Annotated in this window: 9 protein-coding genes; 4 read left to right on the forward strand and 5 right to left on the reverse strand. The window is 41.3% G+C overall.

Annotated elements, in window-relative coordinates; genetic code table 11:
- The first annotated feature begins 3 nt into the window (after nt 1-3).
- Together FDF36_RS02195 and FDF36_RS02200 are read left to right on the forward strand one after the other, a co-directional pair.
- On the forward strand, nt 4-1317 hold the full coding sequence (locus FDF36_RS02195; RefSeq protein WP_220390149.1) for a UDP-glucose dehydrogenase family protein: 1314 nt from the start codon (nt 4-6) through the stop codon (nt 1315-1317).
- A gap of 140 nt (nt 1318-1457) precedes the next feature.
- A complete protein-coding gene (locus tag FDF36_RS02200; protein WP_220390150.1) occupies nt 1458-2261 on the forward strand; it encodes a DUF4738 domain-containing protein in 804 nt (267 codons plus the stop codon).
- A gap of 69 nt (nt 2262-2330) precedes the next feature.
- Here the strand turns inward: FDF36_RS02200 and FDF36_RS02205 are convergent, their stop codons facing one another.
- Together FDF36_RS02205 and serB are read right to left on the reverse strand one after the other, a co-directional pair.
- On the reverse strand, nt 2331-3587 hold the full coding sequence (locus FDF36_RS02205) for a DEAD/DEAH box helicase (RefSeq protein ID WP_220390151.1): 1257 nt from the start codon (nt 3585-3587) through the stop codon (nt 2331-2333).
- A 79-nt stretch (nt 3588-3666) separates the two neighbouring features.
- Complete coding sequence (serB, locus tag FDF36_RS02210) at nt 3667-4890, reverse strand: phosphoserine phosphatase SerB (RefSeq protein WP_220390152.1); 1224 nt, start codon at nt 4888-4890, stop codon at nt 3667-3669.
- A 271-nt stretch (nt 4891-5161) separates the two neighbouring features.
- Here serB and FDF36_RS02215 point away from each other — a divergent pair, with 271 nt between their 5' ends.
- Complete coding sequence (locus FDF36_RS02215; protein ID WP_220390153.1) at nt 5162-5671, forward strand: redoxin domain-containing protein; 510 nt, start codon at nt 5162-5164, stop codon at nt 5669-5671.
- Nucleotides 5672-5838: 167 nt separating this feature from the next.
- Here the strand turns inward: FDF36_RS02215 and FDF36_RS02220 are convergent, their stop codons facing one another.
- Genes FDF36_RS02220 through lon form a run of 3 tightly spaced genes read right to left on the reverse strand, consistent with a single transcriptional unit; the run spans nt 5839 to nt 10536 of the window.
- The gene (locus FDF36_RS02220; protein ID WP_220390154.1) at nt 5839-6936 is read right to left on the reverse strand and encodes an LptF/LptG family permease; all 1098 of its coding nucleotides are present in this window, start codon (nt 6934-6936) and stop codon (nt 5839-5841) included.
- A gap of 4 nt (nt 6937-6940) precedes the next feature.
- Nucleotides 6941-8071 (reverse strand): tRNA guanosine(34) transglycosylase Tgt, encoded by a 1131-nt coding sequence (tgt, locus tag FDF36_RS02225; RefSeq protein ID WP_220390155.1) that lies wholly within the window; start codon nt 8069-8071, stop codon nt 6941-6943.
- On the reverse strand, nt 8068-10536 hold the full coding sequence (gene lon, locus FDF36_RS02230) for an endopeptidase La (RefSeq protein ID WP_220390156.1): 2469 nt from the start codon (nt 10534-10536) through the stop codon (nt 8068-8070). The genes tgt and lon overlap by 4 nt, the downstream gene beginning before the upstream one ends.
- Before the next feature lie 184 nt (nt 10537-10720).
- Between lon and FDF36_RS02235 the strand changes: the two genes are divergently transcribed.
- Nucleotides 10721-11434: a tRNA1(Val) (adenine(37)-N6)-methyltransferase gene (locus FDF36_RS02235; protein WP_220390157.1), complete on the forward strand. Its 714-nt coding sequence runs from the start codon at nt 10721-10723 to the stop codon at nt 11432-11434.
- Nucleotides 11435-12012 lie beyond the last annotated feature (578 nt).

The raw sequence follows: 12012 nt of genomic DNA on the forward strand, positions 1-12012 counted from the left end.
AACATGAAAATTGCAATTGTCGGAACCGGATACGTAGGTTTGGTCACAGGAACCTGTTTTGCGGAAATTGGCGTGGATGTTACTTGTGTTGACACCAACGGCGAAAAAATAGAGGCGCTTAAAAAGGGGATTATCCCCATTTATGAAAATGGATTGGAAGAAATGGTCATCCGCAATACCAAAGCCGGTCGACTAAAGTTTACGACTTCACTGGAAAGTTGCCTGGATGATGTAGAAGTAGTGTTCTCTGCTGTTGGAACCCCACCTGATGAAGACGGAAGTGCTGATTTGAGTTATGTACTCGCAGTGGCACGTACCATTGGACAAAACATGAAGAAATACAAACTTGTAGTCACCAAAAGTACCGTACCTGTAGGTACAGCTTGCAAAGTTCGTAATGCTATTCAGGAAGAATTAGATAAGCGGGGTGCCAAAATAGAATTTGATGTAGCTTCCAATCCTGAGTTTCTGAAAGAAGGTAATGCAGTCAATGACTTTATGAGTCCTGACCGTGTTGTGATCGGTGTGGAATCGGAACGTGCAGAAAAATTAATGACTAAGCTTTATAAGCCATTCATGCTAAATAATTTCCGCGTGATATTCATGGATATTCCCTCTGCCGAAATGACCAAATATGCCGCAAACTCAATGTTGGCTACCCGTATTAGTTTCATGAACGACATCGCTAATCTGTGTGAGTTAGTAGGAGCTGATGTAAATATGGTGCGTAGCGGTATCGGGTCGGATACCCGTATCGGACGTAAATTCCTTTATCCAGGCATCGGTTATGGTGGATCATGTTTCCCTAAAGACGTAAAAGCTTTGATAAAGACAGCAGAACAGAATGGATATCAGATGCGTGTGTTGCAGGCAGTAGAAGAAGTGAACGAAAATCAGAAAAGCCTGTTATTCGACAAACTGGTAAAACAATATAATGGGAATCTGGAAGGTAAAACAGTTGCATTGTGGGGATTGGCATTCAAACCGGAAACAGATGACATGCGCGAAGCACCTGCATTGGTCCTAATTGGCAAACTGCTGAAAGCCGGCTGCAAAGTACGCGCCTACGATCCCGCAGCGGCAAATGAATGTAAAAGACGAATCGGTGAAACCATATATTATGCACGCGACATGTATGATGCGGTTTTGGATGCCGATGCTTTGATGCTGGTAACCGAATGGAAAGAATTTCGTCTGCCTTCGTGGGCCGTTGTGAAAAAAACGATGTCACAACAGGTAGTCATGGACGGACGTAACATTTATGATAAAAAAGAAATGGAAGAACAGGGCTTTATTTACCATTGTATCGGCAAATAATACCTTATACCACCGCATCCTCACAAACCTGATAACAGAGCTGAAAAGTTAAGAGTTTTTTTTAACTCCCGACTTACTTTTCAGCTCTTTTTTTATATCTTTATCGATATAAATGAGTAATTTTGCACAAAATTAAACAGATGATAAAGTACATTGCAACATTGTTACTGACGGTCTTATTCGTAGCATGCAATAATGGCAAAGGACAACAGCCCTCTGAAGAAAATGAAGACCCCAAGGCCAAAGAGATTCTCCAAGGCATTTGGCTTGATGATGAAACTGAAACTCCCTTGATGCGTATAATAGGAGATACGATTTATTATTCCGATGCTCAAAGTGCTCCGGTTTATTTCAAAATCCTAAAAGATACGCTCTATACCTATGGCAAAGACGTAACCCATTATCAAATTGACAAGCAGAGTGAATATTCTTTTTGGTTCCATTCTCTGGCTGATAATATTATCAAGCTCCATAAGTCGGAAGATCCTAATGATACATTGGCATTCTCCTTTAAGTCGGTTGCAATTATTCCGACCTATACAGAAGTCACTAAGAAGGACAGTGTGGTAATGTTCGATGGCATCCGCTACAGAGCCTATGTATACATCAACCCCTCACAAATGAAAGTAGTGAAAACAACTTATTCGGAAGATGGTATCAGTATGGACAATATTTACTATGACAATGTAATGCATATATGTGTGTATGAAGGCAAAAAAAATTTATATGCCAAGGACATTACCAAGCAAATGTTTGTAGATGTAATTCCGGCAGATTTTCTGCAACAGGCCATTCTATCTGATATGAATTTTACAGGAATTGACCGCAAAGGCTATCATTATCAGGCACTCGTCTGTATTCCGGAAAGTCCGGTATGCAATCTTGTGAATCTTACCATCAGTTTCGACGGAAAACTAAATATAACGGCTGCAAAATACAAATAAGCCGGCCTGACTGAGGAATTACAATAAGAGAAAAAGGGTGTAAGAGGGGGGGGCAGAAAAGCTTTACGCTTATCTTCTGCCCGATCTGGGTGCCGTAGAACGTCCACCGTTATTATTTTTTCTATTTCCGTTCCGGAAGTTTCTTCCTCCTCTTCCAGCGTTAGTATACGAACGAGGATTATATTGAGGAGCTTCCCCCAATTCAGCCGGTACCGGTATCTTATAAATCTCTTTCTCGAGGAAATTCTCGATATTCTTAAAATTAGTTTGTTCTTTCTCATTCACAAACGTGAGGGCAACTCCATCATTGTTCGCACGTGCAGTACGTCCGATGCGGTGAACATAATCTTCACTGTCATGTGGAACGTCGAAATTAATCACCAACCGGATATCATCAATATCTATCCCTCTGGATACGATGTCTGTAGCAACCAAAATGTTAATACGTCCCGATTTGAATTCATGCATAATAAATTCACGCTGTACCTGCTCAAGATCAGAATGCATCTCTCCGACATTCAACTTCATCATTTTCAGCGCCTTTGCCACTTCTTTTACTTTTATCTTTGAAGATGCAAAGATGATAACTCTTTCGGGCACCTCTTCCGCAAACAAGCTTCTCACAATACCCAATTTCTGATTTTCGTAACAGACATAAGCAGCCTGAACAATTTTTTCAGCAGGTTTCGATACGGCCAGTTTGACTTCAGCAGGGTTATTCAGGATAGTATTGGCCAATTGCTGAATCTTAGCCGGCATGGTAGCGGAAAACATAATCGTCTGGCGTTCTTTTGGCAAATATTTTACGATCTGCATAATATCCTCGTAGAAACCCATATCAAGCATACGGTCTGCTTCATCAAGAATAAAATAAGAAACCCGGGATAAATCAACGTATCCCAGACTCAGATGTGCAATCAGACGTCCCGGTGTAGCTATAACCACATCGACACCAAGCATCAAGCCTTTTTTCTGCTGCTCAAAAAGTATTCCGTCATTTCCTCCGTAAACAGCCACACTTGAAACAGGCATAAAATAAGAGAAGCCCTCCATTTGTTGATCTATTTGTTGGGCCAGTTCACGGGTAGGTGACATAATCACACAGTTGATGGCATCTTCCGGATGTCCACCTTCCGACAACTTATTCAATATAGGCAACAAAAAGGCAGCCGTCTTACCGGTTCCTGTCTGCGCTACAGCGATTAAATCTCTACCTTCGAGTATTACCGGGATCGCTTGTTCTTGTATAGGAGTACATTCCTCAAAACGCATAGCGTCGAGTGCTTCAAGTACATTGTCATTTAATTGTAATTCGGAAAACTTCATCGTTTATTTTATTTGCTCGCAAAGATAGAAAATTCACTACGTAGTACAAATTTTTCGGGTTCTTTTATTCTTTCCACTCTTACATATTCAAATAAGAGTCCTTAAATCCCAGGAAGTAAAGTACGCCATCAAGCCCAATCGTATTAATAGATTGTTTGGCATTGGCTACAACTTTGGGTTTTGCATGAAAGGCAATGCCAAGACCGGCAACTCCCAACATAGGTAGATCATTAGCTCCATCCCCAACAGCAATGGTTTGAGCGATATCTACTTTTTCTACCTGAGCGATCAATCGCAACAGTTCCGCTTTACGCTTTCCATCTACCACATCTCCCAAATAACGCCCTGTCAGCTTGCCATCTACAATCTCAAGTTCATTAGCATATACATAATCAACACCGTATTTCTTCTGCAAATACTGTCCAAAATAGGTGAAACCTCCCGAAAGGATAGCAATCTTATAACCATACTTCTTCAAAACATACATCAAACGATCCACCCCTTCAGTTATTGGCAGACTCTCGGCAATTTCCTGCATTACAGATTCGTCCAGTCCTTTCAGCAGTGCAACCCGCTCACGAAAACTTTCCGTAAAGTCAATTTCTCCCCGCATGGCACGTTCCGTAATTGCTTTTACTTCAGCACCTACACCGGCACGTATAGCCAACTCGTCAATCACTTCGGTTTCTATTAATGTAGAGTCCATATCGAAACAGATCAGGCGACGCATACGGCGATACATATTATCCAGCTGGAAAGAGAAGTCCATTTCAAGTTCGCTGGCCAATTTCATCAACTGTCCCTGCATAGCTTCTTTATCCCGGGGAGTACCGCGAACCGAGAATTCAATACAGGCTCGGGTATGCGTTTTACGCTCATCCAATGGAATACGTCCGGTCAGACGTTTGATGGCATCAATATTCATGTCCTGCTCAGCTAAAATACGGGTAACCGCCGCAATCTGGCGAGCCGTAAGTTTACGTCCCAGCAATGTAAGGATATAGCGGTTCTTACCTTGCATATTTACCCAGCTTTCATACTCTTCTTCAGTAATCGGATAGAAGCGAATGGTTACTCCCAAGGAAGATGCCTTAAAAAGCAACTCTTTCATCATAAATCCCGAGAGTTGTTCCTCAGTCATACAGAGAATGCCTAGTGAAAGGGTGTTATGAATATCTGCCTGACCAATATCCAAGATAGTGGCATCGTATTTTGCCAATATCTCTGTTACGGAGGCTGTAAGTCCCGGACGATCTTCACCGGTAATACGGATCAGGATTAATTCTGTTTTTGATGGTTGCATAGCTGAATGTTCATTAAGTATCCTGCAAAAGTAGGGGAAAATTCCCAGTATTTATGCTAAATAACATAAAAAACTGCACTTAAAAAGAGAGAAAATTACTTGTTTATTTGGAAGTTGGAATAATATTTACTTACCTTTGCACCCGGTTTCTGAATTAAAGGCCTTGACAGTCAACAGATTCCTCTCTGTTGTGCCTAAAAAGACGATGTTTCGGGGAGAGACCACTGTTTTAGAGGACAGTCCCGGATAGTATTAACTAAAACCGAATTACATGAGGCATGTAAAATGGATTTTTGTTGTATTACTAATTAGTTCCTTGACTTCTTTCGTAGAAAAAGACAAACCCACCGGAGGTTTGAATGTGGGTGACGTAGCCCCTGATTTCACAATCGAATCTATGTCAGATGCACAGCACAATTTTGATTTGACCGACTTAAAAGGCAAATACGTGCTGCTTAGTTTTTGGGCAAGTTACGATGCACAGTCCCGGATGCAAAACGCAAGTTTGAGCAATGCGCTTCGATCAACTTCTCAAAATGTGGAAATGGTTTCCGTTTCATTTGACGAATACCAGTCGGTATTTCAGGAAACCATTCGTAAGGACCAAATAGTTACGCCCACTTGTTTCGCGGAAACTAAAGGCGAAAGCTCCGGCTTATTTAAGAAATACCGATTAAACCGGGGTTTCACTAACTATTTATTGGATGGAAATGGTGTGATTATAGCCAAAAACATCTCTGCTGCAGAACTTTCTGCTTATGCAAACAAAATCAAAGGTTGATTTTAAAGTGTAATAAGAAGAGAGTGGGGGTTCCCAATAGGATTTCGATCTTGGGAACGAGACAAAAGAGGAAATGAATACAACAAAAAATTCCGCCCGCACTTGTGATTTCACAGGAGCAGGCGGAAATTCTTATTTTTAGACCTTTTGAATTCAAATGCAATCCATCATTTGGGAGCTTTCCTATATAGGTAAAATGCAATCAGCGCATACAGTAAATTAGGAATCCACATAGCGATTACCGGAGGCATATTTCCATTTACCGCAAAAGTAGATGCCACGGTTTGGAACAGGATGTATGAAAAACTCAGCCCAAGTCCGATTCCTAAATGCAATCCCATTCCCCCCTTTGTTTTTCTTGAAGAAAGAGATACTCCGATTACAGTCAGAATAAACGATGCAAATGACATGGCAATTCGTTTATGATACTCTATTTCAAACTCTTTGATATTGGCAATACCCCTTTGTCTCTGCTTATCTATATATGCACTAAGCTGGGGACTGGTCAACATTTCCTGCTGATTACGCATGATCATAAAATCGGCGGGTTCCATCGGTATAATGGAATCCATCTTATCTCCACGGACAATAGTTTCCTTCAATCCGTCGAGATTACGGATCATATAATCCTTGATGGTCCATTTATTAACCGCTGTAGTATCATAAGTAATACTGCGAGCAGTCAAATGGGATACCAGTTTCTTATCTACGAATTTATCCAGCGAAAAGCGGTTTCCTGTCTTATTGTAATCTTGATAGTTATCAATATAAGCAATCACGCCTGTGTCTATCTCCAACTGTATATTGTGTACATAAGTAGTCTTCTTCTTTTTCACGTATTTATCTTCAAAGTCCAGACGAGTCACACTGCCTCTCGGAATCACATACGATCCTAATATAAAGGTAGAAATCGCAATGATACCGGCCGATATCATGTAGGGACGCAACATCCGTTTGAAACTCATACCGGTAGAAAACATCGCAATAATCTCGGAGTTCTCAGCCAGTTTAGAGGTGAAGAATATGACAGCAATAAATACAAACAACGGACTGAACAGATTCGCGAAATAAGGAATAAAGTTCATGTAGTAATCGAAGATGATTGCCGACCACGGCGCACTCCGTTCCATAAACTTATCCATCTTCTCGTTGAAGTCGAATACTACTGCGATAGAGATAATCAATGCAATAGCAAATACGTACGTCCCCAAGAATTTCTTGATGATATATAAGTCCAGGCGTTTAATAAACCGATTGCTTCTCATAAATTTATAGTCTTGTTGACACTCTCTTCACCATCATTGGTTTCCAGGTTGAAAAGTCTCCTGCGGCAATGTGCTTGCGTGCTTCTCCTACCAGCCATAGATAAAATGCCAGATTGTGGATAGACGCTATCTGCATGGCCAGCAGTTCCTGCGCATGGAATAAATGGCGCAAATATGCTTTGCTGTACAACGTGTCTACATACGAAGCACCGTCAGCTTCAATAGGAGAGAAGTCTGCTTCCCATTTTTTATTACGCATGTTCATGATACCGTCTTTCGTAAACAACATTCCGTTTCGTCCGTTACGGGTAGGCATCACACAGTCGAACATATCTACTCCACGTTCAATACCCTCAAGAATATTAACCGGCGTGCCCACACCCATCAGATAACGAGGTTTGTCCTTCGGAAGTATTTCATTCACTAATTCTATCATCTCGTACATCTTATCCACCGGTTCGCCTACGGCAAGTCCGCCAATGGCATTACCGTCTGCACCTTTCGAGGCTATGTACTCTGCAGATTGCTTACGTAGGTCAGGGTATACACATCCTTGCACGATAGGAAAAAGAGACTGGCTGTAACCATATTTAGGTTCCGTTTCATTGAATCGTTGAATGCATCTGTCGAGCCAGCGGTGTGTCAATCCCAATGACTTTTTGGCATATGCATAATCCGAATCACCCGGTGGACATTCATCAAATGCCATCATGATGTCGGCACCTATGATACGTTCGATATCCATAACCTTTTCAGGAGTAAAGATATGCTTGCTGCCATCAATATGCGAACGGAATTCGGCCCCTTCTTCACGCAATTTACGGATACCGGACAAAGAAAATACCTGAAAGCCACCACTATCGGTCAGCATCGGACGGTCGAATCCATTGAACTTATGCAATCCACCGGCTTTTTCAAGTACATCCAGTCCCGGCCGCAAATAAAGATGATATGTATTTCCCAGAATGATCTGTGCCTGAATATCCTCTTTCAATTCAGTCTGATGTACTCCTTTCACACTGCCGATTGTACCTACCGGCATAAATATAGGGGTTTGTATTTGCCCGTGATCTGTTGTAATCAGACCGGCACGGGCATTACTTTTTGCGTCTGTATATTGTAATTCGAATGTCATTCCTGGCTGGCTTTCTTTACGGATAAATCAATGGCATCGGCAACCTTCTCTTGAGTCAGTGCAATGGCAAAGACCTCTTTTATATCATGCACATAATGGAAAGTCAGTCCTTTCAGATATATATCCTGTATTTCGTCAATATTCTTTTTGTTCTCGGCACTCATAATGATTTCTTTGATGCCGGCACGTTTAGCTGCCAGAATCTTCTCCTTAATACCACCTACCGGAAGTACCTTGCCACGCAACGTGATTTCCCCGGTCATAGCCAGATTAGCCTTCACCTTACGTTGTGTCAAAGCAGAAGCCAACGAAGTAGCCATTGTGATACCTGCCGACGGACCATCTTTCGGAATAGCTCCTTCGGGTACATGGACATGGATGTTCCAGTTATCAAAGATCTCTTCATCCAGATTTAAGAGTGAAGCATGTGCTTTGATATACTCAAGTGCGAGCATAGCAGACTCTTTCATCACTTCACCCAAATTTCCGGTTAATGTGAGACGTCCGCCCTTGCCGCGGCTCAGACTGGTCTCAACAAATAAAATTTCACCTCCAACGGCTGTCCATGCCAATCCTGTCACCACACCGGCATAATCATTGCCCTGATATTTATCGCGAGTATATTCGGGAGCACCCAGGAAGTCATACAAATCAGCCGGTTTAATTTCTGTTTTTAAGAAGAAACCGTCTGTTGCGTATTGGCGGGCCGATTTACGAAGAATCTTACCGATCTTCTTTTCTAATTCACGCACACCGCTTTCACGCGTATACGATTCGATAATAGCTTCGAGCGTATCTTTTGGAATTTTAATGTCGGTCTTCTTCATTCCGTTTGCTTCCAACTCCTTTGGAACTAAATGCTTTCGCGCTATTTCCACTTTTTCTTCCGTGATATAACCACTCACTTCAATCAACTCCATTCGATCGAGCAATGGTCCGGGAATGGTATTCAAGTTGTTTGCTGTAGCAATAAACATCACTTTGGACAAGTCGTAATCCACATCTAGGAAATTATCATGAAAAGCCGTATTTTGTTCCGGGTCAAGCACTTCAAGCAAAGCCGATGAAGGATCTCCCTGACGGTCGGCACTCACTTTATCTATTTCATCCAGAATAAATACCGGATTCGAAGAGCCTGCTTTTATCAGGTTTTTAATAATACGTCCCGGCATTGCACCGATATAAGTTTTACGGTGTCCGCGAATTTCCGCTTCATCGTGTACACCTCCCAATGACATACGGATATATTTCCGTTTCAAGGCTGCGGCAATCGATTTTCCCAATGAGGTCTTACCAACTCCCGGAGGACCATATAAACAAATAATAGGAGACTTCATATCCCCCTTCAATTTAAGTACGGCTAAATGTTCCAGAATGCGTTCCTTTACTTTCTCCAGACCGTAATGATCCTTATTCAGCGTTTTCTCGGCATTCTTTAGGTTTAAATTGTCAGTAGTATAAACTCCCCACGGCAGATTGAGCATTGTCTGCAGATAATTCAGCTGCACACTGTAATCCGGCGATTGAGGATGGGTACGTTCCAGCTTGGCAAGCTCTTTCAGGAAAGTTTCCCGCACTTCGGTACTCCACTTCATGTGTTCTGCCTTTTGGCGCATTTCTTCTATTTCCTGTTCCTGGCCGCCACCACCCAGTTCGTCCTGGATCGTTTTAATCTGCTGCTGCAGGAAATACTCACGTTGCTGTTGGTCAATATCCTCACGGGCACGCATCTGGATAGATGCTTTTATTTCGGCCAATTGTACTTCACGATTCAGAATTTCAAGCAATCGATAAGTACGTTCACGCAACGAATCAATGCGCAACAATTCGATTTTCTCGTCCTTCTTCAACGGAAGGTTCGTACAGATAAAATCCACTAAGAACATGTGGTTCGTCAGGTTTTTGATGGCAAACGCCGATTCCTGATGCAAAGTGTCCGATGATTTAATATATCGTATTGTCAAATCCTTGCAGGTTTCCACCAATGCCTGAAACTCCTTATCATCTTTCGAAGGGATCTCTTCTTCAATAATGGTCACTTCACCTTTCAGGTACGGATGTGTTTCCGTAATATTCTTCAGTTCCAGGCGTTTCATTCCCTGAATAATAACCGTTGTTGTCTGGTCAGGCATTTCAAGTACACGTACGATCTTACCTATGGTTCCGATCGGATGTAAGTCTTCGAATGCCGGCTCGTCCGTTTCTGCCATTTTCTGGCAAACTACTGCAATATAGGATTTTTTCTTATCAGCTTCCCTCACTAATCTCAAAGATGATTTTCTGCCAACGGAAACAGGCATAAATACTCCGGGAAACAATACCATATTACGGAGGGGGAGTACCGGAAGAGTTTCACCAACCTTTATGTCAAACACTTGATCTTCGTTTCCTTCAAAATCGGCAATTAATGAAAATGCGTTATCATTCTGGTCATCCATCTCTCTTAAATATCTTTCTTTCTTCATTTCGTATAAATTAGTTTATGTCATATCAGCGAACATAAAACGTTCGCAAAGTTAATTGATTCTTCATTAAGAATAAAACATCTATTCGATAAAAACACAAAAACAATGCCAAATAATAATGTAGACGGAATGTCATATCACAATATTTACCTATTTTTGGCGAACTTAATTATTTCTTAGCTAAATGAGCCAATCTTTTTTTCAGTTTAAACAGTTTACCGTTTGGCACGATAAATGTGCCATGAAGGTAGGTACAGACGGTGTCCTGCTTGGGGCATGGACTCCCGTAAAATCCTCGGTCCGCATTCTCGACATTGGCACCGGCACAGGACTGGTGGCACTTATGTTAGCCCAACGCAGTACGGCCTCCATTACAGCCCTCGAAATCGATGAAGCCGCTGCTGCTCAAGCAACAGAAAACATAAACCGCTCGCCCTGGAAAAGTAGAATAGAGGTAATCCAACAAGATTTTAAACATTATAGCAAAAAAAATGATATTTCTAAGTTTGATACAATAGTTTCTAATCCTCCTTACTTTAACGATTCATTAAAGTGTCCCGACGAACAGCGCAATAAAGCCCGCCACAACGACAGTCTGACTTATGAAGAATTGTTAGCAGGTGTATCCGAACTACTTTCGCGAGAAGGAACATTTACGATAGTGATACCGATGGATGCCGGTGAGAAAATTAAAACACTTGCTCATAAATATGGGCTATATCCTTCACGTCAACTCTTCGTCATAACCAAGCCCGGCGGAACGCCTAAACGAACTTTAATTTCATTTAGATTCACCATGCAGGTATGCGAAACAGAAGATTTATTGACCGAAACCTCCCGACATCAATATAGTGAAAAGTATATAGAACTCACCCGGGATTTTTATCTGAAAATGTGAAAAAGCTAATACAAGTTCCATCTATAAAGCCGTGCAAGCGTTCTGTCACAGGTAGTATTCTTGGTATTATACGATGTGCATCAACAATTACATAACCAATTCACCTTTAAACCGCAAGAAACAATCAACAAGAGTACTATTACGGAGTTTGGCAATAATTCTACAAATTATTCCCTTCTTGTATCCCATTTTAGAAGAGAAAGAAAGCATTTAAGTTTATTAGTGTAAATTGCTGCATGTACGATATGCTAATTTTCAATGGGAGCTTCTCATCTTTCTGTTTCACAGGTTGGCATAAGTAGAATTATATGGATAACATTTTAAAATTTGCGTTTTTTTGCAGTATTTTCATTCTTGAAGAATCATAAATCCTGGTTCTTCTTCAAATTTGGTGGTAAATTCTTTATTTCTTTATTTTCAAGTTGATAATTGTCCTTTTTGCTTGCTTTAATAAGAAAAAATAGACACCGGCTGAATAAGATAACTCGAGTTTCGGAAGTGAATTTGCGCCGTCTGAACCGGTATCTTCATCCTTATACCTTTCTTCAATTAACATTGTTAACGCCTTTTGCAGTTTG

Origin of the sequence: Bacteroides fragilis (assembly GCF_019583405.1) — a bacterium.
GTDB classification, from domain to species: Bacteria; Bacteroidota; Bacteroidia; order Bacteroidales; family Bacteroidaceae; genus Bacteroides; species Bacteroides fragilis_B.